The organism is Mesorhizobium sp. ESP-6-2 (assembly GCF_020164675.1).
In the GTDB taxonomy this organism is placed as follows: Bacteria; Pseudomonadota; Alphaproteobacteria; order Rhizobiales; family Rhizobiaceae; genus Mesorhizobium.
In genome coordinates this window covers 43,099-68,451 of the sequence record NZ_JAIUGT010000005.1, presented here as the reverse complement: position 1 = coordinate 68,451, position 25,353 = coordinate 43,099, and the positions used below count along the sequence as shown (strand labels likewise).

The window sequence follows — 25,353 nt, the reverse complement described above, 5'->3', positions numbered from 1 at the left end:
CGCCGCATGCCGGTTCCATCGGCTATTTCACTTTCGCGATCTCGGTGCCGGCGGCAAAGCTCGGCCAGTATTTCGAGATGGCGAGTGCTGCGCCCGCGGAGGAGAAGTGACCATAGTCGAAATAGAGAAATTGCTTGTTGCCGGCATCGGCATACGAGCAGCCTGTGGCGTCGCACAGATAGGTCAGCGGGTCTATGAAGTCAGCGCCTTTGACGAAGGGCAGCACCCGCTTGTTGATGTCCGGGTCCATGGCCATCGGCCAGGACATGTTCGCGGTATCTCCCCGTCTTGCGAAGAAGGCGATTTTCTGGACGTCGGCGATGAATTCGGGCGACTGGCCGATGACGTAGACCTTGACGCCCATCTGGCGAAGCCGGTCGATCGTCTTCTGGAGACCGCCGAAGCCCCTGACCTGGTAGTCGGTCCATCGGCCACTAAGGATCACCGCCTGAATGTTGGCTTCGCGGATGATCGACAGGGCCCGTTCGTTGAAGCTGGTACAGGCAGGTCGGGCGTAGGAAAAATAGGTCAGGTCCGGAGGGCAGCCGGCATAGGTATATTGGATGACGTTGGCCTGGATTTTCTGGGCGTTGGCTTCAAGTCCCGAGACATAATGGGCGGCGAAGGAATCGCCCCACAACAGCACATTGGTGGCAAAGCCGCGCGTTCGGGTGCAGGCGGCAACATTCCAGTCCTCGATCCGGTTCGAGCCTTCGTTGAAACAGATGCCGTTGCGCCAGTCGCCAACCTGGATACGTTCCGTTGAAAAGTCCGGGAAGCGTTGCGGAAAACCGTTGCCGAGCGCCCCGGCCACGCCGCCGACGCACAGCAGGACGATCGCCGTCGCGGAAAAGGCGAAGATGGGCAGCGGCGCGGTGTAGGCCCGTTTCCGCCGAAACGGCTGCTCGACATATTTCCACGAGAACGTCGCCAGGGCGAAGCTCGCCACGGTCATGGCGATGATCGTCGGCACGCCGATGGCTTTCAGCGAAACGTAATGGACGAAGGAATTGATCGGCCAGTGAACGAGGTAGAGCGAATAGGAAATAAGGCCGATCCAGACCAGCGGCGGAAACTGCAACACCCGCGTGGCGATGGTTGCCGGCCGCTGTTCGCCCGCCCTGTCGTGGCCGGCATAGATGAGCAGGGCGGTGCCGATGCAGGGGAACAAGGCATTGTAGCCCGGAAACGGGTCGCTCTCCGAAATCGTGACGAAGCCGAAGGCGATCATGGCGAAGCCGGCGAGGCCGATCAGTTCCATTGCCGGCCGGCTGGCAAGTGCCGGCGGCTTTCTCAGCATCAGCATGGCTCCCAGCGCCAGTTCCCAGATGCGCGTCGGCAACAGGTAGAAACCCGCCGTGGGCGCCATCGAGGTCGCCATGACCGCCAGGGCGAAACTGCCGATCGCGATCGGCAGCAATATCGTCAGCCAGCGTTTCGAGGCATAGCGATAGATCAGGTACACCAGTATCGGCGCGAAGATGTAATATTGCTCTTCGACCGAGAGCGACCATGTGTGCAGCAGCGGCCGCAGCGCGGCATCGATCGAGAAATAGTTCGTCGTCTTCCAGAAATAGATGTTCGACCAGAAAGTCGAGGCAGCGATGACGCTGAGGCTGAATTCGTTGAGGTCCGACGGCAAAAGGATGAACCAGGCGGCAATGCTTGCTAGCACGATGACGAAGGTCAGCGCCGGCAGGATGCGCCGCGCGCGGCGCCAATAGAAGCGGCCGATCGAGAACTGGCCGCGTTCGAGATCGTCGAGCAGGCTGCCGCTGATCAGATAGCCTGATATGACGAAGAAGATGTCGACGCCGGTGAAGCCGCCTGGGATGGCGGACAAGCCGAAATGAAAGAGGACGACAGGCAGCACCGCTATGGCCCGCAGGCCGTCGATGTCGCGTCTGTAGTTCATGCGATCGGTTCGAGCGCCGTGGCCGGCGACAGTCGTGGCGCATCCGGTTCACCGGCCCATGCGGCGGCATTGCGGCGATGCGAGAAAGCCTTGGTTCTCGGTCCCACTTTGTTCGTCCTCTCCGGTGCAATTTGCTGCACCGCAACATCGGTGTCAAGGCGAATGCTGGAGGGCCGAAGCCGGTTTGGGCCGGCGCCGCAGATCAGGCACCGGGCAGGTAGATCACGGCGTATTCGTCCGCGTAGGCCCGCTTCCAGCCCAATTGCTCGAAGAAGGGAATGCGGGCGTCGCCGGCCGCCAGCAGCGCCCAGCCTATGGCGTATTTCTTCAGCCGGGCCTCGAGCAGTGGTTTGCCGTCACTGTGTCCGGTCGCGTCGTCGGTTTTCGTGAACCCGTCCAGGAACAGCTGGTCCGTCCTGCCGTCGATGTAGGTCTTGATCCCGTGGAAGATCAGCGTGCCGCCGAAATTGTAGGAATTCAGCACGTTGCCGGACAGGTGCTGATCCCTAGCGAAGGCGAGTGCTCCGCTGGCGGACGTCTTCGGGCTCGGCGCGATCTGTTGGACACTGCCGAGGACCGAGACCGCGCCGATCAGCAGGACGGCCACCGCGCCTGAGATGGCGTAGTAATGCCTGGCGAGGACTTTTTCCAATCCGTCGCGCTTTTGCGCTAGCCAGGTCGCGGCTGAAAGTGCGGGATATTGCTGTGCGATCTCAACCATGATCACCAGCGGAACCAGCAGGAAGAACAGATACATGAACCGCTGGTGGCTGAGATAGGCATGCAAGGTGAAGACGATGAATAGCGCCTTGGCCCAGCCGATCCGCAGCCGTGACACCAACAACCCGAAAAGCGCCAGCAGCATCACAGCTTCCTTGATGAGCTCTTCCTGAGCGTTGAAGGGCCGCCACTCCAGGATAAGCGGCACCGCCTCGTTGCCATAGGCGACGGTAAGCGTCGCCAGGATGGCCTTGACGCCATAGGGATGGACCAGGCTGACCACCGGGCAAAGCAGGCCGAACGCGATCCATTTCGCCAGGAGAACCGGTTTCGACAGGCCTGTGCGCGACAGGAGATACAGACCGGCAAAGCCGGCGATGACGAAGCTCAAGGTGAATGTGGCATGCAGGTTCGCCCACAACACAACGAGCGCGAGCAGCCACGGTGATGGCGCTCTTTCCTCCTGCGCCGCGCGAAACAGCATTGCCGTCCAAATGACGATGATCGGCAAAGTGAAGACGTGGGGGCGCGCCGTATAGATCGGGGCGACAAGGAAAGCCGCGACGAAAGCCAGCACTACCGCCAATACCGGCTTCAGCCATGCGCTGAGGAACCATCCCATCAGGAAGACTGTCAGGCCGATCGTGGCGATGATCAGCGTGACGACGCCATTCCAGCCTCCGGCGCCATAGGCGAGGGCCAGAAGCACCTGCCCCAGCCATTCCTTGGCGATCCAGGGCTGGCCGGCGAAGGTATACGAATAGGGGTCGACGGTCGGAAATGTCCGGTTCGCCAGGAAATCCAGCCCTACCTTCACCTGCCACCAGCTGTCAGGATCCAGAAGGAGGGAGTTGGCATGCCTCATCAGCACGTAGGCAACGGTGCAGGTGCAGAAAAGACAGAACAATAGTCTGCTGCGCTGTGCGTCTTCGAGCGACGGCGCAGCCATCGCGATTGCCGTGGCCTGATTCATGTCGCGGCTCCCGGCCATTTTCGCGTTCGTTCCGGTCGAGAGGTCCCGTTGCGGCCGGTCGGTCGTCGCCTTAGCCACGCGCGGCTCTCTTCACCATTTCCTGGAGGCGGTGGACAGGCAGGTCCTGGTTTTCGACGGCCACATCGCTTCGCGAAACGATCTCGTTGACGAAATAGAGCGGCCGCCGCTTCGTCTCCATGTACATCCGGCCGAGATATTCGCCGAATATGCCGAGCACCAGAAGCTGAACACTGCCCAGGATCAGCATGATCGCGGCAAGGCTGGTCCAGCCCGGCAGCACGTTTCCCAGCGACCATTCGAGCAGCGTATAGCCGAGCACGACCATCCCCAGCACGCCGGAAAGCATCCCCAGAAGCGAGGCGAACCGCAACGGCGCGATGGAAAAGCTGGTCATTGCGTCGACAGCCAGAAGAACCATCTTCTTCAGCGGATAGTGGGTGGCGCCGGCGAAACGCCGTTGCCGTTCATAGGAGAAGGCGGCCTGTCTCAGCCCGATCCAGCTCACCATGCCGCGAATGAACCTGTAGCGCTCCGGCATGGCGTTCAGATGGTCGAGGGCGCGGCGGCTCATCAGCCTGAAATCACCGGTATCCGGCGCGATCTCGACGTCGACCATCCGGCGCAGCAGCCGGTAGAACATCGACGCGGAAGCCAGCTTGAACCAGCCTTCGCCATCACGCTTGACCCTTTGACCGTAAACGACGTCGAAGCCTTCATCCATCTTCGCCATCATCGCGCCGAGCAGTTCAGGCGGATCCTGGAGATCGGCATCGAGAATGAGGATGCGCTGGCCCCGGCAGAACTCCAGCCCCGCGCTCAGCGCGATCTGGTGGCCATAGTTGCGGGCAAGGTCGATGGCGACGACATGGTCGTCCTTTTGCGCCAGTTCGAAAACGGCCTCGCGGGTGCCGTCGGTCGCCCCGTCGATGACGAGCACGATCTCGTAGGAAGGGTTTTGCGCCAGGCAAGCGGCGGTGACGCGTCGGTGAAGCTCAGCCACGCCGTCCCGCTCGTTGTAGCACGGCACGACAACCGAAAGCATGACCGCGCGGCGCGCGCCGATTTTTTCCGCTTCCATCAAAGCCTGGCTCCCGCTCCAGGAATGGCAATAGCGGCAATTGGTTAGAAAACAGATAAGCCAGCCGCGATCAGCCGCCGCCGCCGGCCCGCTCGCCTGCCATGCGCCTGTGGTCGCCGGCTTGGTACCAAGGCACGATCCGCGTTAACGGGTTCCTTCGGAGCTTTCGACGGCGTGCTGTTGACGGAGCCTTGAATGGAAAAACCCGCCTGTGCGGCGGGCCCTTGGCGCAACTCAGCACCATAACCGAATATCTACCATAGTTGCCTTCACCCCGTCAAGGAAAAAATTCCTACCATGAAAAGCTGCCGGCACAGTCGGGCCGGCCCTCACAGGGTTTGTCAGCCAAGGTTCGGCGCCTCGGCCCGCCCGGCTTGAAGCGGGGCGGCCAAGTGCGTATTTCTGATCCTGTCGCCGAATCGGGCGATCAGAGCCGGAGACAGGTCTTGTCCGCATTGACGCGCTTTCTCGGCGACACCCCGCTCAGGGTACTCCTGAAGTTGCTGGTGGTGTCGTTCCTCGTCGGCCTCGTCATGACCGCCTTCGGCTGGTCGCCGATGGACGTGCTCTACGGCATCCGCAAATTCTTCCTGGATCTCTGGAATCTGGGCTTCCATGCCATCGACCGCTTCCTGGGTTATATTCTGCTGGGTGCGGCGATCGTGGTTCCGGCGTTCATCCTGCTCAGAATCGCCAACTACAGGAAATAGCGGTCAGGCGTAGTCCGCCGCCGCCTCGAACAGAATGGCATGGCGCGCCGCGAGCGCGGCTACGTCGGTCGAATAGCCGCCGCCGATGACGCCGCATAGCGCGATGCCGCGCGAGCGGAAGTGACCGATCACCATGGCGTCGCGGGCACGAAGCCCGTCGTTTGAAAGCGCCAGCCTGCCGAGCCGGTCCTCGGCATGGACGTCGACACCGGCATTGTAGAAAACGATGTCCCAGCGCGCATGGGCGGACAGCTCCGGCAAGATGGCGGCCAGCCTTTCGAGATAGGCGCCATCGCCCGTGCCGTCGGGCAGTGCGACATCGAGATCGGAGGCGATCTTGCGCGCGGGATAGTTGCGCTCGCCATGCATGGAGAAGGTGAACACGCGCGGATCGGCCGCCAGGATATCCGCCGTGCCGTCGCCCTGATGCACATCCAGATCGACCACGAGTATGTTCCGCGCCGCGCCTTCGGCAAGCAGCACCAGGGAAGCGACGGCGACATCGTTGAAGGTGCAGAAGCCCGCGCCTTGCGCGCGGCGCGCATGATGGCTGCCGCCGGCTGTGTTGCAGGCAATGCCGTGGCGCAAGGCCAGCCGGGCCGCCAGTACGGTGCCGCCGGTGGCGAGTTGGGCGCGCGACGAGACGCGCGGGCCGACCGGAAAGCCGATCTCGCGTTCGATCTTTTCCGGCACCGAACAACTGATGACCTGGTCGACATAGTCTGCCGCATGGGCAAGCCTCAGCCACAGCGCCGGCGCCGCTTCCGGCATGCTGAGCGCCCCCTGCACGGCCAGTCCGCGTACGCGCAAAGCCTCCATCAGCAGCGGATATTTGCTCATCGGAAAGCGATGGTTGACGGCGAAGCCGGCGTCGTAGTCGGGGTGATGGACGATCTGGAGGGGCATGAACCGGATCCGGCGGCTCGCGCCAGACCGGAATTTCGGTTGGCCGCCATGGCAAGGATGGATTGCGCGGTGGCCGGAAAATGGGGCACACCGGCTGTTCGATCAAGCCGCAATCAGCAAGGCAGCAGTTCTTTGGACAAGGGTGCAATCCCAGCCGATGCCAGCTCTTTTGTCGTCACCAACCGCACGGTTCTCGTCATCGCCGTGCCGATGACGCTCGCCTACCTGACGACGCCGCTGCTCGGCATGGTCGATACGGCTGTTGTCGGACAGCTCGGTGACGCCGCCTTGCTTGGCGGCCTGGCGGCAGGCGCGCTGGTCTTCGACGTCGTCTTCACCACCTTCAATTTCCTGCGCTCCGGCACCACCGGTCTGGTCGCCCAGGCTTTCGGGCGCAACGACGCGCTGGAGGAACAGGCGGTCTTCTGGCGCGCCGTGCTGATCGCTGTCGTCGCCGGCATCGTGCTGGCGGCGCTTTCGCCGCTGATCGCGGCCGGCGGGCGGTGGTTCATGGATGCCGGGCCGCGCGTCAGCGAGGCGATGGGCGTCTATATCGGCATCAGATTGCTCGCGGCACCTTTCTCGCTGATCAACTACGCCATTCTCGGCTATGTCCTCGGCCGAGGCGAGGGCGGGCTCGGGTTGGTGCTGCAGCTGGTGCTGAACGGCATCAACATCGCGCTCTGCATCCTGCTTGGCCTGGAGCTTGGCTGGGGTGTCGCCGGCGTCGCCTGGGCAACCGTCACCGGCGAATTCCTTGTCATGCTGCTTGGCCTCGCCATCGTCGTCAGGCGGTTCAGGGCAAGCCCGCCCGTGCCACGCCAACGCCTGCTCGACATGAGCGCGTTCCTGCGCATGCTGTCGCTCAACCGCGATATCATGATCCGCTCGTTCTCGCTGCTTGCCGCCTTTGCGCTGTTCACCCGCCAGGGTGCGCAATTCGGCACGGTTACGCTGGCCGCCAACGCCGTGCTGATGAATTTTTTTCTCGTCGCAGGCTATTTCCTCGACGGTTTCGCCACCGCCGCGGAACAACTCGCCGGCCGCGCCGTCGGTGCGCGGGCTGAGCACCCGTTCCGGCGCGCGGTGCGGTTGACCTTGTTCTGGGGGTTCGGATTGGCGGGCGCCGCAACCTTGGTGCTTCTGCTGGCCGGTGTCAATCTGGTTGCCGTCGTTACAACGTCGCAGGAAGTCCGCTCGGTGGCCGACACCTATCTGCCCTGGGCGGCCTTCACCGCGCTGAGCGGCGTGCTGGCTTTCCAGATGGACGGCATCTTCATCGGCGCGACCTGGTCGCGCGACATGCGCAACATGATGCTTTTGTCTTTCCTGGCCTTCGCCGCCGCGCTGATTACGCTGGCGCCCGCTTTCGGCAATCATGGCCTGTGGGCGGCATTGCATGTCTTCCTGCTGGTGCGTGGCCTCAGCTTGGCTGCCATCCTGCGGCTGCGGCTGCGGACGGCGTTCAGTTGAGCGGCCTTGAAGCCCATTGGTCGAGATGGCGGTCGCGCAAGTCGCTGATGGAGTTGAGCCGTTCCGTGTCGGCGAAACGCGCCATGCCGGCGACGATGCGCCCCGGCAGCGCCGGCCCGGCATAGATCATGCAGGTGTAAAGCTGGACGAGATCGGCGCCTGCGCGGATCTTCTCGAGCGCCGCCTCGGCGGAGTTGACCCCACCCACGCCGATGATGGCCATGTCCGGCCCCAGCAGCCTGCGCATACGGGCCAGCACGATGGTCGAGCGCTCGAACAGCGGCCGGCCGGAAAGCCCGCCGGTCTCGCTTGCCGCGCCGCTGGAGCGTAGCGCCGGGCGAGAAATGGTGGTGTTGGAGACGATGATGCCGTCTATGGCCTTATGGGTGACCTCGGCGGCGATGTCTTCCAGCTCGGCTTCGACCAGGTCCGGCGCAATCTTGAGAAACACAGGCGGCTGCCTTGCCGCCACCGCGCGCGCGGCCATGACGCGCGACAAGAGCTCGCCAAGCTGTTCGCGCGCCTGCATGGTGCGCAGGCCGGGCGTGTTGGGCGAGGAAATATTGACGGTGAGATAGCTGGCGTAAGGCGCGAAGCGGATGACGCCGCGCTCATAGTCGCCGACACGGTCGGCGCTGTCCTTGTTGGCGCCGATGTTGATGCCGACGATGCCGGAGCGCCCCTTGCGGCCGACCAGGCGTTTCTCGGCGGCCGCATGGCCTTCATTATTGAAGCCGAGCCGGTTGATCACCGCTTCATCCGCCGGAAGCCGGAAGATGCGCGGCTTCGGATTGCCAGGCTGCGGCAGCGGCGTCACCGTGCCGACCTCGGCAAAGCCGAAGCCGAGGCCGAGCAGCGCATCGGGCACCTCGGCGTTCTTGTCGTAACCGGCAGCCATGCCTAGCGGATTGGGGAAATCGAGGCCGCAGAGGCTGACCTTCAGCCGCGCATCGCGCGCCGTCCGTGCGCCGACCGGCAAGCCACAGCGCAACGCCGCGATCGACAGGCCATGCGCGGTTTCCGGGTCGAACGTGAACAGCAGCTTCTGGCCAATCCGGTCGAGCACGCTCATTCGGCCTCCAGCGCCGGGAACTGGTGGGTGCCGTCGGCGCCGAGCGGCAGCGGCCGGACCCACAGCACGGCTTTCAGGTCGAGCACGCCGTAGAGGTGCGGAAACAGCGCGCCGCCGCGCGAGGCCTCGTATTTTAGCGCGTCGCCCAGGCTGGCCCCGTCTATGGCGGCCAGCAGAAGCCCCGCCTGGCCGGCAAAATGCTTCGCCGCCGTCTCCTTGACCTGTGCCGCCGTGGAGAAATGGATGAAGCCATCGGCGACATCGATCGGCGCTCCGGTGAAGCGGCCCTTCGCTTCGGCCTCGCGCCAGGGCGCTTGCGGGGTTATTTTGTAGATAATCTGAGACATGGTTGCGCTATAATCCGAACCAGCCGTGCGGGGAAGGCCATGCCAAGGATCTTCCCCATTTCCGGCGCAAACATGCGATATCTCAGCCCTGGCCATGGAGGACAACATGCGTCTGCAGCACATCTTGATCCCCGCCGCGCTCGTTTCGCTGGTCGCGGCGTCCGCCTTTTCCGAGGAGACCGACCGCTACCGTCTGGAGAAATCCGCCAACGGCTATGTCCGCATGGACACGCAGACGGGCGCGATGTCGATCTGTGAGGAGCGCTCCGGCCAGCTCGTCTGCAAGGTGGCGGCCGACGAACGCGCTGCCTTCCAGGACGAAATCGACCGCCTGCAAACCTCGATGAAGGCGATGGACGAACGCGTCACAAAGCTCGAGAATTCACTCTCCGCCCGCCTCGAATCGCAATTGCCGAGCGAGGAGGATTTCAACAAGACGATGAGCTACATGGAACGCTTCCTGCGCGGCTTCATGGGCATCGTCAAGGATATGGACAAGGATAGCGGCGACGGCGCCAAGCCCAACGCCCAGAAGACCTGAAGACAGGCTTCTTGGGGAAAATCCGGTGCGCCGGCTTTGCCGCTTGAAAACAGCGGCAAGCGCCGCATAATCGCCCGACTGGTCCCAAGAAAACAGAAGACCATCAAGGGGATCCGGGGAGGGATATTTGCCGTCAGGCTATTCTTTCGTCATCGCCGACGATCATCCGCTGTTTCGCGGTGCGCTGCGCGAAGCGCTTGCCGGCATTGGCAATGTCGCCGCCATCCACGAAGCCGGCGATTTCGAAAGCGCCAAGGCGCTACTCGTGGCCAACGAGGATGTCGATCTGGTGCTGCTCGACCTGTCGATGCCGGGCGCAAGCGGCCTCTCCGGCCTGATCTCGCTGCGCGGCATCCATCCGGCGGCGCCGCTGGTGGTGGTCTCCGCCCATGACGACCCGGCGACCATCCGGCGCGCGCTCGACCTCGGCGCGTCCGGTTTCATCTCCAAATCGGCCAGCATGGAGGAAATCCGCGACGCCGTGCGATCGGTCCTTGCGGGCGACATCGCCGCACCTGCCGGCATCGATCTCGGTGTCGAGCGCGATCCCGAAATATCGGACCTGATCAAGCGCCTGCAGGCGCTCACGCCGCAGCAAACCCGCGTGCTCGGCATGCTGGCGGAAGGCCTTCTCAACAAGCAGATCGCCTACGAGCTCGGCGTCTCCGAGGCGACCATCAAGGCCCATGTCTCGGCGGTACTACAGAAGCTCGGCGTCGACAGCCGCACCCAGGCGGTGATCCTGCTGTCCAAGATCGGCAGCGATCCGCTGCAGCCGGTGAGCTGAGCGCCCGAGCCTGGCGGATGGTTATTCGGATGTCGACCCGGCGACCAGTTTTTCGGAAAAGCCTCGCCCATCAGCAGAGATAGGCGCCATGATGCGATGGCCGAGATGTTTTGCGCCTATCTCCAAGCCTGGGCGCCGTCGGCGGGCCGAAATGAAATGAAATCTGACAACTACTCCGCCGCCGGCGCCAGCGGCCTGACCCTGGCCATCATCGAGCGCAGCACGGCCGGTTTGAGCGGCTTGTTGATCACCGGGATGTCGAGTCCGGCTGCTGCCGTGCGTACCTCGTTGGAGCGGTCGGCGGTGACCAGCACGGCGGGCAGGTCGTCGCCGTGGATCGCTCGCAGCCTGACGATGGCATCGAGGCCGGTTTCGCCATCGAGGTGATAGTCGGCAAGGACAACGTCCGGGCGGCGGAGCGCGATATCCAGGTTCTTTGTGCCGGACACGGTCTCGACGGCGCAGCCCCAGCCTTCGAGCAGCAGCCGCATGCCCTCAAGGATGCGGGCGTCGTTGTCGATACAGAGCACGCTCAGCCCGGACAGCGACGCCGCCACGCGGGCCGGCGCCCTGGTTTCGACCTCGCGTTTCGGTTCGTCCACGGCTGCCACCGGCAGGATGACGGAAAAGCGCGTGCCCTTGCCCGGATTGGAGAAAATACGGATCTCAAGCCTCAGCACCCGTGCGATGCGGTCGACGATCGAAAGGCCGAGACCGAGACCCTCGGCCTCGCGCGCGCCTTCGTCCAGCCGGGTGAATTCGCGAAACACCGTGTTCAGCTTGTCGCCGGCAATGCCGATGCCAGTGTCGATTACCTGGATTTCCGCCAGTTCGCCACGCCGTCGCACGCCAACCAGGATGCGGCCGCGACGCGTGTATTTGATGGCGTTGGAAACGAGGTTCTGGATCAGGCGGCGCAACAGGTTGCGATCCGTCACCACCGTCAGCGACGAGGGCATGATCGTCAGCTTGAGTTGCTTTTCCGCGGCAAGCGGCCGGAAATCGTTGCCGATCTGGCGCAGCAGCCCGTCGAGGTTGAAGGCCGTGTCGTCCGGTTTCATGGCGCCGGCATCGAGGCGGGAAATGTCGAGCACGGCGCCCAGAATGGTCTCGACCGATTCCAGCGAGGAGTCGATGTTGACCGCGGCCTTGCCGGCCGGGCCCTTGCCGGCCTTTTCGATCAGCGACGAGCAGTAGAGCCTGGCAGCGTTGAGCGGTTGCAGGATGTCGTGGCCGGCCGCGGCGAGGAAGCGCGTCTTGCCCAGATTGGCTTCCTCGGCCAGCATCTGCGCCTGTGCCAGTTCCTCATTGACCCGGGTCAACTCCTCGTTGACCCTGGTCAGTTCGATGGTGCGGGTCTTCACCCGCTGTTCCAGCGACTCGTTCGCCCGCTTCAGCGCCAGGTCCTGCTCGACGCGGCCGGAAATGTCGGCATAGGTGGCGACGATGCCGCCGTCCGGCATCGGGTTGGAGCGCAGCTCCAGGATCCGGCCGCTGGTCTTCAGTTCCATCTGCCAGGGGCTGACGAAGCTGGTCAGCCGGTTGAGCATCGTCACCCGCTGGTCGGTCGGGATATCGCCGCGCTCCGCCAGATGGCGCAGGATCTGGTCGAGCGAGACGCCGACCTGGCCCATGTCGTCGGGCAGGTCGAACAGCTCGCGGTACTGGCGATTCCAGCAGATCAGCCGGAAATCCCGGTCGAAGACGGTGATGCCCTGTTCCATCTGGTCGAGAGCGATCTGCAACAGGTCGCGATTGTGTTGCAACGCTTCCGTGGCGTCGTCGAGCAGCCGGAAGGCATCCCTGGATTCGCGGTCGTGGCGGCGAAACAGCAGCGACAGGATCAGCCGGGCCGACGAAGAGCCGACGGCACTGGCCAGAAGCTGCTCGGAAAAGCGGATGACGTCCATGCTGGCCTGCTCATTGCCATGCAGGATGACGTTGGTGGTCTTTTCGAAGGACTGGAACGACCGCTCGGTCCGCTGCACGCCGAGATAGCGCGCAATCGTGTCCTTCAGGTCGTTGACGGTGACGGCGGTGCGGAAGCGGCGCAGGCTGGGCATCGGCCCGGCCTCGCGCGGCACGAAGATCGACGCCTGGATGCGCTCCAGCGGCACCGCGGCGCGCGACAGCGAGCCCAGCACGAAAAACAGTGCGTTGATCGACAGGCTCCACAGCACGCCGTGGTTCAACGGCTCCGCGACGGTGCCGAACAGCGCCTGCGGCCGCAGCGCCTCGAAGCCGAACAGGCCGTGCACCAATATGCCGGTCTCGGGCGCGACGAGCGATGGCAACAGCAGCGTGTAGCCCCAGATCAGGATGCCGGCGACCATGCCGAGGGCCGCACCCCTGCCATTGGCGCCGCGCCAGATCAGCCCGCCGATCAGCGCCGGCGCGAATTGCGCGATCGCCGCGAACGACATCAGGCCGATCGACGACAGCCGCGCGCTGTCGGTACTCTCGCGGTAGTAGAGGAACGCGATGAAAAGCATGATGAAGATCGATGCCCGCCGCACGTTGAGGATGAGCGTCGACCAGTCCTCGTTTTCGGAAGACGTCGTCCTTAGCAGCCGCCGCACGAACAGCGGGATGATGAGGTCGTTGGAGATCATGATCGACAGCGCCACGCTCTCGACGATGACCATGGCGGTTGCCGCGGACAGGCCGCCGATGAAGGCAGCCATGGCCAGGAAATCGTGACCGCTGAACAAGGGCAGCGACAGCACATATAGGTCGCTGCTCGTCTTCGTGCCGACCAGCGACAGGCCGGCGAAGGCGATCGGCAGCACGAACAGGTTAATCGCCACCAGATAGAGCGGAAACACCCATGTCGCGGTGCGCAGTTCCGCCTCGCTGCGGTTCTCGACGATGGTGACGTAGAATTGCCGGGGCAGAAGGATGATGGCGAAGCCGCTCAGGCAGGTCAGCACCAGCCAGGTGGCGAGCGACGTCGAATAGCCCATCGCCTGCCGCACCTGGCCATTTTCGGCCAGCTTGCCGAACATGTCGCCGGGCCCGCCGAAGACCAGGAAAGTGACCATCAGGCCGATCGCCAGAAAGGCGGCAAGCTTGACCACGGTTTCGACCGCCACCGCAAGCACCAGCCCGTCCTGGTGCTCGGTGGCGTCGGCATGGCGTGTGCCAAACAGCACCGCGAACAGCGCCAGGAGCATGGCGACCACCAGCGAGATGTCGCTGACGAAGGGGTCGAACGAGGGCGGCGAGCCGGTGTAGTGCTCGACCATCAGGCTGACGGAACCGGAGATCGCCTTCAGCTGCAGCGCGATATAGGGCACCGCGCCAATGGTCGCGATCAGCGTGGCGATCGCGGCCACGGTGAAGCTCTTGCCATAGCGCGCGCCGAGGAAGTCGGCGATCGAGGTGATCTTCTCTGTCTTGGCCAGCCGCACGAGGCGGTTGAGCAAGGGAAAGCCGAACACGAACACCAGCACCGGGCCGGTGTAGATGCCGAGGAATTCCAGGCCGCGCTCCGAAGACAGGCCGACAGAACCGAAGAAGGTCCAGGAGGTGCAATAGATGGCCAGGCTGAGCGCGTAGATGAACGGGCGCGCCCGTCCAGGCCCGGAGCTGGCCGAGCGGCGGTCGCCAAGGCTGGCGATGGCGAACAGAAGCGTCACATAAGCGATCGCGATGACAACGATGAACAAGCCCTGCACGGCTCGCGCTTCCTCCCTGGCCGGCTCGACGTCCGCTCACCGCGCACGCAACCACAGCTTGGAAGCTGAGTCCATCGCGGCGTTCGGCGCATGGACGTCTGATGATGCGGGTAAAAACAAACCGGTGCCTTGGCCCTTTTTCCGGTTTTGCAACCGGAGGTTTTTGCTATTGTGGGCTTGGCCGGCGCTGGAGAACGGTGGTGAGGCGGCAGCGCGGCCGGTCATGACAAGGAGGGTCGAATGCTGAAGGAATTCCAGGAATTTATTTCCAAGGGCAATGTGATGGATTTGGCCGTCGGCGTCATCATCGGCGCGGCTTTCGGCAAGATCGTCGATTCCCTTGTCAACGACATCATCATGCCGATCGTGGGCGCGATTTTCGGCGGGCTGGACTTCAACAACTATTTCTTTGGGTTGTCCTCGACCGTCCATTCGGCCGCTCTGGCCGACGCGAAGAAAGAGGGCGCCGTTTTCGCCTATGGCAGCTTCATCACTGTCGTGCTGAACTTCGTCATCCTCGCATTCATAGTATTCCTGATGGTCAAGGCCGTGAACAATCTGCGCAGGCGCCTGGAACGCGAAAAGCCCGCGCCTGCCGCCGCGCCGCCGCCTGCCGATGTGCAGCTTCTGACCGAAATCCGCGATCTGCTCGCCAGGAGATAGAGGCATCAGGTTCTTCTGGACCAAAACCCCGGTCGTTCTCGGCCGGGGTTTTTTGCTTTCGCCCGTAGTAGAACAGCCGGCACGCTATCCCTATTGGAACGGACCTGCCCATGACCCTGATCCAGAACCTGCGCCCCGAGGCCCTGGCTGCGCCTGAAAGCGGCATCGTCGCCGTCGTCAACTATGGTAGGCTGCGCGACGGTTTGATCCCGCTCTGGGCCGGCGAGGGCGATCTGCCGACACCCGCCTTCATCACCGATGCCGCGTCGAAAGCGCTGGCCGGTGGCGAGACGTTCTACACCTGGCAGAGGGGCATCCCCGATCTGAGGCAGGCGCTCGCCCGCTATTACCAGAGGCATTTCGGCAAACACTTCGCCGAGGACGAATTCATCGTCACCGGCTCGGGCATGCATGCGATCCAGCTTGCGCTCGACGCGCTCGCCGGTGCCGGCGACGAGGTGATCTATCTGTCGCCCGCCTGGCCGAATTTCGACGCCGCCGCCGCCATCGCCGGGGCCGTGCCGGTGCCGGTCACGCTCGATCAATCCGGCAATGGCTGGTCGTGCGATGTCGAGAAGATCGCGGCCGCCATCACGCCCAGGACCAGGGCGCTGTTCATCAACACGCCGTCCAACCCGACCGGCTGGACCGCCGACCACGAGACTTTGCGCGCCATTCTCGATCTCGCCCGGGCAAATGGCCTTTGGATCATCGCCGACGAGATCTATTCGCTGTTCCACTATGGCCAAGGCCGCGCGCCGTCCTTCCTCGACATCGCGACCGGAGAGGACCGCATCCTGTTCGTCAACAGCTTCTCCAAGAACTGGGCGATGACCGGCTGGCGCGTCGGATGGATCAAAACCCATCCGAGTTTGCAGCAGGTGTTCGAGAACCTGATCCAGTATTCGAATTCAGGTGTCGCCCAGTTCATGCAGCGCGGCGCGGTCGCGGCGCTCGATGAAGGCGATGTCTTCGTCGCCGAACAGGTGGAGAGGGCTAGGAAGGCGCGCGATCTGGTCTGCGGCATTCTCGGCGCCACCGACCGCGCTCGGTTCACCGTGCCGCAAGGTGCTTTCTACCTGTTCTTCAGGGTCGACGGCATTACCGATTCGCGCAGCGCCGCCTTCGAGATCGTCGACAAGGCCAATGTCGGCCTGGCGCCGGGCACGGCCTTCGGCCCGGGCGGCGAAGCCTTCCTCAGGCTGTGCTTCCACCGCCGCCTCGACCAGCTCGAGGAGGCGGCGCACAGGCTTGCGAAGTGGATGACGGCTGTTTGAGAGTTGACGAAGCCCGAATTGAAAGTCGCTCCGGCGCCCCAGATGGCCGCCGGAGTGGAGTTCAAACGGCTTCAGCCGCCTGACTTGGGCACCAGCAAGGGAATGATCCGGTCGGTCTTGGCCACGGAAGGTCGTCCTGCTGAACCATAGGAAATGCCGAGCGCGTCCCAGGTCTCGACCAGGGCGTCCTGCAGCTCGGCGATCAGCGCATCCGAATGGAACGGCGTCGGCGTGATGCGCAGCCGCTCCGTGCCGCGCGGCACGGTCGGATAGTTGATCGGCTGGATGTAGATGCCGTGCACGCCAAGTAGCCGGTCGCTCGCCATCTTGCAAAGCTCGGGGTCGCCAACCAGCACTGGCACGATGTGGGTCGCCGATTCCATCACCGGCAGGCCGGCGGCGGAGAGGATCTGCTTGGTCCGCGTCGCCTGCTGCTGCTGGGCGTTACGCTCGGCCTGCGAGCGCTTGAGATGACGGATCGAGGTGGTGGCAGCGGCGGCGATGGCCGGCGGCAGCGCGGTGGTGAAGATGAAGCCCGGCGCATAGGAGCGCACGGCGTCGATGACAGCGCTGGTGCCGGTGATGTAGCCGCCCAGCGTGCCGAAAGCCTTGGCCAGCGTGCCCTCGATGATGTCGATGCGGTCGGCGAGGCCTTCCCGCTCGGTGATGCCGCCGCCGCGCGGACCATACATGCCCACGGCGTGGACCTCGTCGATATAGGTCATGGCGTTATAGCGCTCGGCGAGGTCGACGATCTCTCTGATCGGCGCGATATCGCCATCCATCGAATAGACGCTCTCGAACACGATCAGCTTGGCGCGTTCGCGGCCCGCTGCCTGCAGCAGGCTTTCCAGATGCGCGACATCGTTGTGGCGAAAAATCTTCTTTTCCGCGCCCGAGCGCCGCACGCCTTCGATCATCGAGGCATGGTTGAGCTCGTCCGAAATGATCAGGCAGTTGGGCAAAAGCCGCGCGATGGTCGAGATCGAGGCCTCGTTGGAGACAAAACCGGAGGTGAAGACCAGCGCGGATTCCTTGTCGTGCAGGTCGGCGAGCTCATGCTCGAGTTCGACCAGCGGATTGCTGGTACCGGAGATGTTGCGGGTGCCGCCGGCGCCCGAACCCATCCGGCCCGCCGCGTTCTGGAACGCTGCGATGACATCCGGGTGCTGGCCCATGCCGAGATAGTCGTTGGAGCACCAGACGGTGATTTCCTCAGCGCGGCCGTTGGCGCGCCAGATGGCACGCGGAAATTTGCCCGCTATGCGCTCAAGGTCGGCAAAGACGCGATAGCGTCGTTCCGCATGGAGCTGGTCGATCGCGTCCTCGAAGAACCGCTGATAATTCATGTCGGCTTCCCAGTTTTGCGCTGGATCATAATCATTGCCCGATTGGCCGTCCACCGGCCCGTTTTGGTCAAAATGCCACGCCCCGCACCTTCCTAACGAGGGCGGATCATGGCCTATTTCCTGGCAACACCGGGCTGTAGGGCGCTTTTGTTTCGACATGATGCCATATGCCGGCCAAGTCGGTTACGCAGGGTTTTATTGGTCATAGGGCGGGCTTTCCAGTAGAGCGGTTGTTGAGACAGTTTCCGATAGATCTTGAATGCGAGGACGCGGAATGACGGTTTTGGTGACGGGCGGCGCCGGCTATATCGGCAGCCATATGGTCTGGGAATTGCTGGATGCGGGCGAAAGCGTGGTCGTTCTCGACCGGCTTTCGACCGGTTTCGAATGGGCGGTGGCACCGGAGGCAAAGCTGGTCGTCGGCGACGTCGCCGACAAGGAATTGGTCGGCTCCATCATCCGCGACAACAATGTCGATGCGATCATCCATTTCGCCGGCTCGATCGTCGTTCCCGAGTCCGTCGCCGATCCGCTCGGCTACTACGAGAACAACACCTGCAAGACGCGCACGCTGATCGAAACGGCGGTGCGCCAGGGCGTGCCGAACTTCATCTTCTCCTCGACCGCCGCCGTCTATGGCGGCGCTGGGCTGGAACCGGTGCGCGAGGATGCCCGCCTGGCGCCGGAATCGCCCTACGGCCTCTCCAAGCTGATGAGCGAATGGATGCTGCGCGATGCGGCCATCGCGCATGGCCTGCGCTATACGGCGCTGCGCTATTTCAACGTCGCGGGCGCCGATCCCAAGGGGCGCACCGGCCAGTCGACGCCTGGCGCCACGCATCTGATCAAGGTCGCCTGCGAGACGGCGCTCGGCAAGCGGCCGTTCATGCAGGTGTACGGCACCGATTACCCGACGCCGGACGGCACCTGCATGCGCGATTATATCCATGTCAGCGACCTGGCCGCGGCGCATCGCCTGGCCCTTGAGCGGCTGCGCGCCGGGGGCACAAGCCTGGTCGCCAATTGCGGCTACAGCCACGGTTATTCGGTGCTGGAGGTGATCGAGAGCGTGCGCCGCGCCTTCGGCCATGATTTCGAGGTCAGGACGGGCGAGCGCCGCCCCGGTGACGCCGCCGCGGTGGTTGCCAATTCCGATCTCGCGCGGACGGAACTCGGCTGGACACCGCAGCGCGACGACCTCGACCAGATCGTTGCAGACGCGCTCGCCTGGGAGCGTATCCTGACGGGGAAGAATTCCGCACGCGGCTGAGCGGGTTTTCCCAAGGGCTCGCAAGCCATTCCGGGAAGCGTTATGGAAGGCGTTCGCGGAGGCGCGAAAGCGCGCTGCCCGGTTCGACCTTTTTTGGGGGGACGACATGAAGATAACGGTGCTCGGGGCCGGCGTCGTCGGCACGGCGGCGGCCTACTATCTGGCCGGCGACGGCCATGAGGTCACCGTCATCGAGCGTCATCCGGCGCCGGCGCGAGGCACCAGCCAGTCGAATGCCGGGCTGGTGTCGCCGGGCGATGCCACCGCCTGGGCTTCCCCGGCGGCGCTGAAGACTTTCCTGCGCGGGCTCTACAACCACGATCTCGGCATCAAGGTGCGGCTGCGCTTCGATCCCTATTTTCTCGCCTGGAGCCTGCGCTTCCTGCGCCAGTGCACGGTGGCGCGCTTGCGCGCCAACACCGACATCAAGTTGCGGCTCGCGCTCTATTCGCGCGACTGCATCAATGGGCTGTCGGAGGCGATCGGCATCCACTATGACGAGCGCAAGAAGGGCATCCTCTACTTCTTCCGCTCGCAGAAGAGTCTCGACACCGGGACCGACAATTATCGCTATCTTGCCGAGCATGGCTTGCCGATCGAGATCGTCGGACGCGACCGGCTGGTCGAACTGGAGCCGGGACTTGCCGGGGTGAAGGACAAGATAGCCGGCGGGGTTTATTCGCCCACTGACCAGACCGGCGATTCCAAACTGTTTGTCGACAGGCTCGCCGCCTACGCGGCCGAGAAGCTTGGTGTCGAGTTCCGGTTCGGCACCACGGTCGAAGGCTTCGATATCGAAGGCGACAGGGTACGGGCCGTCATCACCTCGTCAGGTCCGGTGGCCGGCGATGCGGTTGTTATCGCAATGGGCCCGGAAAGCGGCCTGCTCGCTCGCCGCTACGGCATCGACCTGCCGGTCTATCCGGTGAAAGGCTATACCGCGACGATTCCCCTGGAGGATGAAAGCAAGGGGCCGACCATGGGCGGCGCCGACGAGGACCGGCTGATTGGCTATTCCAGGCTGGGCAACCGCTTGCGGATGTCCTCGACGGCCGAGTTCACCGGCTTTGACCGAAGCTTCAAGCCCGCTGACTTCAACACCATCATCAGCACCGGCAAGGATCTTTTCCCGGGCGCGTTCGACGAGAAGAAGGCTGTGTTCTGGGCGGGCCTGCGGCCGATGATGCCTAATTCCGTGCCGGTCATCGGCCGGGCCCGCTACAAAAATCTCTATCTCGACACCGGCCACGGCCATGTCGGCTGGACCATGGCCTGCGGTTCGGGCAAATTCCTCGCCGACCTCGTCGCCGGCCGCAAGCCCGAAATCGATCCGCAAGGGCTGGTCTATGAAAATTAGGCGAGCGGATCCGTAGTCAGTCCCGCCTTTCGACTGCCGCGCGCCAGGTGCTTGCATAATCCGTCCAGGCGGGGTCGGCGGGCGGTTCTTGTCTCGAGCCCTTGCCATGCGCCTTTGCCTGGTCCGATGCCAGCAATGCGGCGCCGATGCTGGTGCCGGTCGCGGCTTCGGAGGCGACGACGCTTCTGTCGGTCGCCGCCGCCAGCATGCCGACAAACAGCCGGTTGCGGGCGAAAGGGCCTTCGACAATGGTCGGGCCGCCGGCGCTGATCAGATCGAGGCAGGTCGCCGTCATCAGCGCCAGATAAAAAGAAATGGCGGCAAAGCGCTGGCCGCTGTTCATGCCGTCGGCGTTGAGCCACGCCGCCGCATGATGCGGGAACGGTCCCGACCCCTGCTGCATCGACGGCAGCAGCAGCGTCCTTTTTGCCAGCACGGCACCGACATCGTCTTCGGTCCAGTTCTCCGGCTGATCTTCCGTCAGTATGGAAAATTCCCTGCCCCCCATGAAGCGCGCCGATGGCACGGGATCGCCCAGCGCGTTGACGTTGACCAGCGTATCGCGCGCCGGGTCGAGCGCCACCGATCTACCGCTGACCGCCATCGACACCACCCAGGTGCCGGTCGAGACGACGCTGAAAGGCGGCGCGTCCGCGAGAAGATGTGGCAACAGCGAGGCGTTGGAATCGTGTAGGCCGCAGAACACAGGCGTCCGCGGATCGAGCCCCGTTCGCTCGGCAAGCGCCGGCAGGAGCGGGCCGAGCCGGTCCCTTGCCGGCCGCACCGGCGCCATCAACGCGCGCCAACCGAGGCGGTCGATCATTGCCGAAAAATCCGCTTTCCACGGGTTCCACAGATCGGTGTGGCAGCCGAGCGAGGTCACCTCGTTGGCGGCGATGCCGGTCAGCCGCAGCGCCCAATATTGCGGATACATCAACATCGTCGTTGCCCTGGCGAATTCCGTCGGAAAGCGCTTCTGCTGCCAGAAGAATTGCGCGCCGAGATTGAGGCCGAGCGGCAGCCGCGGCGTGCCGGTTTCAGCGAAGGGCGGGCGGATCGCGTCATACTCGGTCGCGAGTTCCTCGGGGCCGTCGAATTCGTAGTCGAGCACTGGCAACACCAGTTCGCCGGCGGCCTCTACCAGAGCGCCCGTCGCGCCATGCGTGGTGATCGAAACGGCGTCGATGGTCTGTTCGCGGTTGAGATCGGCAAGACTGCCGAGGATGAAGGCCCACAGCGCCTCGACGTCGTGATGCGGGTAGGGAGCTTGCCGCAGCGGCGCGTTCGCCATTCGGCGCAGCGCGACCTCGCGCAGCGTGGCTAGGTCGACCAGCGCCACCTTGGCGTTGGTCTTGCCGATGTCGATGACGGCGATGTGGCGCGGGGCACTCATGCCATGTGGAACATGGTTTCCAGGGGCACGGCCACCGGCTCATTGTCAGGCTTGGTCTCCATGAGGCCGGCCATGTCTGCCCACCAGCGCTGCATCACCGTATGCTTCGGCAGGTCGGCCATGCCATGGTCGTCCTGCCGCCACAGCACGCCGAACAGGATGTTGGTCTCCTCGTCGAGATGGATGGAATAGTCGCAAACCCCGGCCTGCTTCAGCAGCGCCACCAGCGATGGCCATATCTCGTCGTGACGCTTCTTGTATTCCGCCTTCATGCCGGGCTTGAGCATCATCTTGAACGCGTATTTTTCGGCCATCAGCGTCCCCCGCGCAGCCGCCGCCAGACGATCGGCAGCGCGATGACGATGATCAGGAGCAGGCCGATGAAGATCGACATCACGATGCCGGGCACATTGAGCAGGCCGAGCCCGAAGGTCACCAGCCCCATGATGAAGGCGGCGAGCACGACGCCGACAATGCTGCCGGCGCCGCCAAGGATGCTGACGCCGCCAAGCACCACCATGGTGATGACTTCCAGCTCATAGCCCTGTGCGATCGACGGCCGGGTCGAACCGAGCCGGGAGGTGATCAGCACAGAGGCGATGCCGGACATCAGCCCGGTCAGGCAGAACAGGATGAATTTGATGCGGCCGGCACGTACGCCGGAAAACTGTGCCGCGAGCGGATTGTTGCCGATGGCGAAGACGCGCCGGCCGAAACTCGTGCGGTGCAGCGCGAACCAGTAGGCGACGGCGGCGATGAGGAAGAGCACCAGCTCGAACGACACTACCCACCAGACATAACCCTGGCCGAAGAAGGCGAAGCTCTCGGGATAACCCTTGTAGGCCTGGTCGCCGAGGATGATGAAGGCGATGCCGCGAAACAGGCTCATCGTGCCGATGGTGACGACGATCGAAGGCAGGCCAAGCCTCGTGACCAGCAGGCCGTTGAAGGCGCCGCAGCCGAGCCCGACGACGATGCCGATCGCCACCAGCACCGGCGTACCGGCGCCGGCCTGCACCGCCATGCCCATCATGGTCGAGGCCAGCGCGATGATGGCGGCGACCGACAGGTCGATCTCGCCCGAAATGATCAGCAGCGCCATCGCAAAGGCGATCAAACCCTTCTCGGTGAAGTTGAAAGTCAGGTCCGACAGCGAATAGGGGTCGAGGAAATAGGGCGAGGCGAAGCTGTTGATGGCAAAGATGGCGAGTGCCACCACGACCAGCAGCGCTTCCCAGGAAAAGATCGCCGAATGAAACGGCTTGTCGAGCCGGTCCGGAATATGGCGCGGGACTGGGACATCGGTCATGCCGCTTCCGCCTTTCTCAGGATGACGCGGCCCTGCTGGCGTTCGCCGCGCGCGTTGAGCACGACGGCGAGGATTATGGCGCTGCCCGAAATAGCCATCTGCCAGAAGGGCGAGATGTTGATGACCGGCAGCGCGTTGGAGATGATGCCGAGAAACAGCGCCCCCAACACCGCGCCCCCGACCGAACCGATGCCGCCGGCAATCGAGATGCCGCCGATGACGCAGGCGGCGATGATGTTGAGCTCATAGCCATTGGCGACCTCGACCGAGGCGATCACGTAACGTGAGATCCAGAGATAACCGGCAAGGCCGCCGATCATGCCGGAGATGCAGAAGACGATGAATTTCGTCCGCCCGACATCGATACCGGCATAGACCGACGCCGTCGGATTGACGCCGATGGCATAGATCGAGCGGCCGAGCGCGGTGCGTGTCATCAGGATGAAGAACAGCGCGATGACCAGAATGGCGATCCAGGACAGCACCGGAATGCCGAGCAAGGACGCGCGTTGGAAGCCGATGAACTCGGGGCTCATCTTGTCGGCATTGACCCAGGCGCCGCCGGACAGGACGAAGGTGGCGCCGCGATAAATGGTCAGCGTACCCAATGTCACCACGATCGAGGGGATGTTCAGCCGCCACACCAGGAGACCGTTGATGGCGCCGAGCACGAGGCCGACGACCAGCGCGATGACGATCAGCAGCGGGATCGGGATCGCCGGGTGGGCGGCGTTCAGCATCGCCACCACCATGCCGGTGAAACAGAGGTTCGACGCCATCGACAGATCGATCGAACGGGTCAGGATGACCACCATCTGCCCGAGCGCCAGGATCATCAGGATCGAGGTGTCGTTAAACACCTGGCGCAAATTGCCGGGGTCGGCGAAGGCGGGAAAACGCGTCGAGATCAGCCCGATCAGCACGAGAATGGCCGCCAGCAACCAGATTTCGCGATATTTCAGCAAAGCCTTCATGCCGCAATCCCCGCCGCCGTCCGGACCAGCGTCTCGGCGTCCAGTCCCTTGTTGTCGTAGACGGCCACGACGAGGCCCTCGCGCATGACGACGACGCGGTCGGACATGCCGAGGATTTCGGGCAGCTCCGAAGACACCATGATCACCGACAGGCCTTGCGCCACCAGCTCGGCCATGAAGCCATGCACGGCGGCCTTGGAGCCGATGTCGATGCCCTTGGTCGGCTCGTCCAGGATGATGACCTTGGGCGTGGTCGCCAGCCATTTGGCGATGACCACCTTCTGCTGGTTGCCGCCCGACAGCGTGCCGACATCCTGGCTGAGCGAGGAGGCCCTGAGGTCGAGCCGCTCGGTGTAGGAGCGGGCGAGCGAAAACTCCTCCGCCAGCCGCAGCACGCCGGATTTGGACGTGCGTGCCAGCGACGGGAGAGAAACATTCTGGAAGATGGGCAGGCCGATCACCACGCCTTGCTTGCCGCGTTCCTCCGGCACATAGACGATGCCGGCCTCGATCGAATCCGCCGCTGATCTGGGAATGATCGACTTGCCGTCCAGCGTGATCGTGCCGCCCGAAGTGCGGGTGATGCCTGAAATCGCCTGCATCACCTCGCTGCGGCCGGCGCCGACAAGACCGTAGAAGCCGAGAATCTCGCCCTTGTGCAGCTCGAAACCGATGTCGTTGAATTCGGTGGGGTGCGACAGGCCGGAGATCGACAGCACCGGCGCGCCGATCTCGGCCTTGCGCTGCGGAAAGATGTGGTCGACCGCACGGCCCACCATCATGCGCACGATCTGGCTCTGGGCGGCATCCTTGATCAGCCCTTCGCCGACCATCTCGCCGTCGCGGAACACGGTGTAGCGGTCGGCGATGCGGTAAATCTCGTCGAACTTGTGGCTGATGAACAGGATCGCCTTGCCTTCGCTCTTGAGGAACTCGATCAGCAAAAAGAGCTCTTCGATCTCCTTCATCGAAAGGGCGGCCGTCGGTTCGTCCATGATGACGATCCGCGCGTCGATCGACATGGCCCGCGCCACGGCGACAAGATGCTTGTTGGCGATGCCGAGGTCCTTCAGCCTTGCGTCGGCGTCGATATGGCCGGCATGCATCGTGTCGAGCACTTCGCGCGCATTTCTGCGCATGGTGCGCCAGTCGATGGTGCCAAAGCGGGTGCGCGGCGCGTGGCCGAGAAAGATGTTTTCGGCGACCGTCAGATCGTCGAACAGCACGGTTTCCTGATGGATGGCGGTAACGCCATGGCCGAAGGCGGCGTGCGCGCTGGGCAGGGTGACGTCCTGCCCGTCTATGCTGATCGTGCCCGCATCGGGCTGGTAGATGCCGGTCATGATCTTGACCAGCGTCGACTTGCCGGCGCCGTTCTCGCCGATCAGCGCCGTCACCTGGCCCGGATAAAGCGACAGGCTGACATTGTGCAGCGCGCGCACGCCGGGAAAGCTCTTCGAGATGCCGGACAGCGTCAGGCGTGGCGTGGAGGCCAGGGGCCCGTCCTTCACCGTGCCGTGTTGGGCTGTCGTGTCCATGAT

At 63.8% G+C, this 25,353-nt stretch carries 21 protein-coding genes; 8 read left to right on the top strand and 13 right to left on the bottom strand.

From position 1 onward, the window contains the following. Positions 1-22: 22 nt before the first annotated feature. The 3 genes from LB532_RS15260 to LB532_RS15250 all read right to left on the bottom strand — a co-directional run bounded on the left by LB532_RS15260 (position 23) and on the right by LB532_RS15250 (position 4,707). Positions 23-1,915, bottom strand: coding sequence for an acyltransferase family protein (locus LB532_RS15260; RefSeq protein WP_140639909.1), 1,893 nt, complete (start codon positions 1,913-1,915; stop codon positions 23-25). A gap of 202 nt (positions 1,916-2,117) precedes the next feature. Further along, positions 2,118-3,608 carry a hypothetical protein gene (locus LB532_RS15255; protein ID WP_140639908.1) on the bottom strand — a complete coding sequence of 497 codons (1,491 nt, stop codon included), beginning with the start codon at positions 3,606-3,608 and terminating at the stop codon, positions 2,118-2,120. Between the two features lie 70 nt (positions 3,609-3,678). After that, positions 3,679-4,707 carry a glycosyltransferase family 2 protein gene (locus LB532_RS15250; RefSeq protein WP_140639907.1) on the bottom strand — a complete coding sequence of 343 codons (1,029 nt, stop codon included), beginning with the start codon at positions 4,705-4,707 and terminating at the stop codon, positions 3,679-3,681. A 446-nt stretch (positions 4,708-5,153) separates the two neighbouring features. Between LB532_RS15250 and LB532_RS15245 the strand changes: the two genes are divergently transcribed. Next, positions 5,154-5,417, top strand: a complete 264-nt coding sequence (locus tag LB532_RS15245) for a DUF6460 domain-containing protein (RefSeq protein WP_140496599.1) — start codon at positions 5,154-5,156, stop codon at positions 5,415-5,417. A 3-nt stretch (positions 5,418-5,420) separates the two neighbouring features. Here the strand turns inward: LB532_RS15245 and LB532_RS15240 are convergent, their stop codons facing one another. Continuing rightward, complete coding sequence (locus LB532_RS15240) at positions 5,421-6,323, bottom strand: histone deacetylase (protein ID WP_140639906.1); 903 nt, start codon at positions 6,321-6,323, stop codon at positions 5,421-5,423. A gap of 132 nt (positions 6,324-6,455) precedes the next feature. Between LB532_RS15240 and LB532_RS15235 the strand changes: the two genes are divergently transcribed. Continuing rightward, entirely contained in the window at positions 6,456-7,796 is a 1,341-nt protein-coding gene (locus tag LB532_RS15235; RefSeq protein WP_140639905.1) for an MATE family efflux transporter, read from the top strand. Here the strand turns inward: LB532_RS15235 and LB532_RS15230 are convergent. Continuing rightward, complete coding sequence (locus LB532_RS15230; protein ID WP_140639904.1) at positions 7,789-8,868, bottom strand: quinone-dependent dihydroorotate dehydrogenase; 1,080 nt, start codon at positions 8,866-8,868, stop codon at positions 7,789-7,791. The two genes, LB532_RS15235 and LB532_RS15230, sit on opposite strands and share 8 nt — an antisense overlap. Beyond that, entirely contained in the window at positions 8,865-9,215 is a 351-nt protein-coding gene (locus LB532_RS15225; protein WP_140639903.1) for a DUF952 domain-containing protein, read from the bottom strand. The genes LB532_RS15230 and LB532_RS15225 overlap by 4 nt, the downstream gene beginning before the upstream one ends. Positions 9,216-9,321: 106 nt before the next feature. Here LB532_RS15225 and LB532_RS15220 point away from each other — a divergent pair, with 106 nt between their 5' ends. Together LB532_RS15220 and LB532_RS15215 are read left to right on the top strand one after the other, a co-directional pair. After that, positions 9,322-9,756 carry a hypothetical protein gene (locus LB532_RS15220; protein ID WP_140639902.1) on the top strand — a complete coding sequence of 145 codons (435 nt, stop codon included), beginning with the start codon at positions 9,322-9,324 and terminating at the stop codon, positions 9,754-9,756. 127 nt (positions 9,757-9,883) lie between these two features. Further along, complete coding sequence (locus tag LB532_RS15215; RefSeq protein ID WP_140639901.1) at positions 9,884-10,543, top strand: response regulator transcription factor; 660 nt, start codon at positions 9,884-9,886, stop codon at positions 10,541-10,543. A gap of 170 nt (positions 10,544-10,713) precedes the next feature. Here LB532_RS15215 and LB532_RS15210 read toward each other — a convergent pair whose 3' ends face one another. Next, the gene (locus LB532_RS15210) at positions 10,714-14,220 is read right to left on the bottom strand and encodes a PAS domain-containing hybrid sensor histidine kinase/response regulator (protein ID WP_140639900.1); all 3,507 of its coding nucleotides are present in this window, start codon (positions 14,218-14,220) and stop codon (positions 10,714-10,716) included. A gap of 240 nt (positions 14,221-14,460) precedes the next feature. Between LB532_RS15210 and mscL the strand changes: the two genes are divergently transcribed. After that, a complete protein-coding gene (gene mscL, locus LB532_RS15205) occupies positions 14,461-14,883 on the top strand; it encodes a large conductance mechanosensitive channel protein MscL (RefSeq protein WP_140639899.1) in 423 nt (140 codons plus the stop codon). Positions 14,884-14,993: 110 nt separating this feature from the next. Further along, positions 14,994-16,160, top strand: coding sequence for a pyridoxal phosphate-dependent aminotransferase (locus tag LB532_RS15200; RefSeq protein ID WP_140639898.1), 1,167 nt, complete (start codon positions 14,994-14,996; stop codon positions 16,158-16,160). Positions 16,161-16,231: 71 nt separating this feature from the next. Here the strand turns inward: LB532_RS15200 and hemA are convergent, their stop codons facing one another. After that, on the bottom strand, positions 16,232-17,509 hold the full coding sequence (gene hemA, locus LB532_RS15195; protein ID WP_140639897.1) for a 5-aminolevulinate synthase: 1,278 nt from the start codon (positions 17,507-17,509) through the stop codon (positions 16,232-16,234). Positions 17,510-17,783: 274 nt separating this feature from the next. Between hemA and galE the strand changes: the two genes are divergently transcribed. Continuing rightward, positions 17,784-18,779 carry a UDP-glucose 4-epimerase GalE gene (galE, locus tag LB532_RS15190; RefSeq protein ID WP_140639896.1) on the top strand — a complete coding sequence of 332 codons (996 nt, stop codon included), beginning with the start codon at positions 17,784-17,786 and terminating at the stop codon, positions 18,777-18,779. Positions 18,780-18,885: 106 nt separating this feature from the next. Then, on the top strand, positions 18,886-20,136 hold the full coding sequence (locus LB532_RS15185) for a D-amino acid dehydrogenase (protein WP_140639895.1): 1,251 nt from the start codon (positions 18,886-18,888) through the stop codon (positions 20,134-20,136). 16 nt (positions 20,137-20,152) lie between these two features. Here LB532_RS15185 and LB532_RS15180 read toward each other — a convergent pair whose 3' ends face one another. The 5 genes from LB532_RS15180 to LB532_RS15160 are packed head-to-tail and all read right to left on the bottom strand — an operon-like array spanning position 20,153 to position 25,350. Beyond that, the gene (locus LB532_RS15180) at positions 20,153-21,529 is read right to left on the bottom strand and encodes an FGGY-family carbohydrate kinase (protein ID WP_140639894.1); all 1,377 of its coding nucleotides are present in this window, start codon (positions 21,527-21,529) and stop codon (positions 20,153-20,155) included. Further along, a complete protein-coding gene (gene rhaM / locus LB532_RS15175) occupies positions 21,526-21,843 on the bottom strand; it encodes an L-rhamnose mutarotase (protein WP_140639893.1) in 318 nt (105 codons plus the stop codon). The genes LB532_RS15180 and rhaM overlap by 4 nt, the downstream gene beginning before the upstream one ends. After that, positions 21,843-22,838, bottom strand: coding sequence for an ABC transporter permease (locus LB532_RS15170; protein WP_140639892.1), 996 nt, complete (start codon positions 22,836-22,838; stop codon positions 21,843-21,845). The genes rhaM and LB532_RS15170 overlap by 1 nt, the downstream gene beginning before the upstream one ends. Then, positions 22,835-23,812, bottom strand: coding sequence for an ABC transporter permease (locus LB532_RS15165; protein ID WP_140639891.1), 978 nt, complete (start codon positions 23,810-23,812; stop codon positions 22,835-22,837). The genes LB532_RS15170 and LB532_RS15165 overlap by 4 nt, the downstream gene beginning before the upstream one ends. Continuing rightward, positions 23,809-25,350, bottom strand: a complete 1,542-nt coding sequence (locus LB532_RS15160; protein WP_140639890.1) for a sugar ABC transporter ATP-binding protein — start codon at positions 25,348-25,350, stop codon at positions 23,809-23,811. Before LB532_RS15160 ends, LB532_RS15165 begins: the two co-directional genes overlap by 4 nt. Positions 25,351-25,353 lie beyond the last annotated feature (3 nt).